Origin of the sequence: Micromonospora sp. NRRL B-16802 (assembly GCF_001279555.1) — a bacterium.
Lineage (GTDB): Bacteria > Actinomycetota > Actinomycetes > Mycobacteriales > Micromonosporaceae > Micromonospora > Micromonospora profundi.
In genome coordinates, this window is record NZ_LGEB01000141.1 from 1 (window position 1) to 425 (window position 425).

The 425-nt window shown below is 60.5% G+C and carries 1 protein-coding gene; it reads right to left on the bottom strand.

From position 1 onward, the window contains the following. The coding region (locus ADK66_RS30370; protein WP_255353069.1) for a non-reducing end alpha-L-arabinofuranosidase family hydrolase at positions 1-425 on the bottom strand (425 nt) is incomplete at both ends.

The window sequence follows — 425 nt, forward strand, 5'->3', positions numbered from 1 at the left end:
CCGAAACTGCCCGGGAAGTTCCCGATCGGCATACTCGCCCGATAGATCTTGCCGTTGTCCCCGGCGAAGAACAGATACATGTTCTGATCGTCACCGATCACCGCCTGATCAATCGGACCCGTACCCGAACCCGTAATACTCCCGGTGAACAACGGCTGCGCCGACGACCACCCGTTAGCATTCGTCGGATCCGTCGACGTCCGATACGAGAACGCCGTCGGACCCCACTGATACGCCAACACCCAGATGTTGCGCGGCGCGAAGTAGAACAACGACGGCGCCACAGTCGCCGACGACATCGCGTTCTGCGACGCCGACGCCATCTCGGAGTAGTTCGTGAACAAGCTGAAGTTCATCGAACCCCACCGCGTACCCGTGTCATGCGTGGTCGCATACACCAACTGCCGACCGTTGTACGGCGCCAC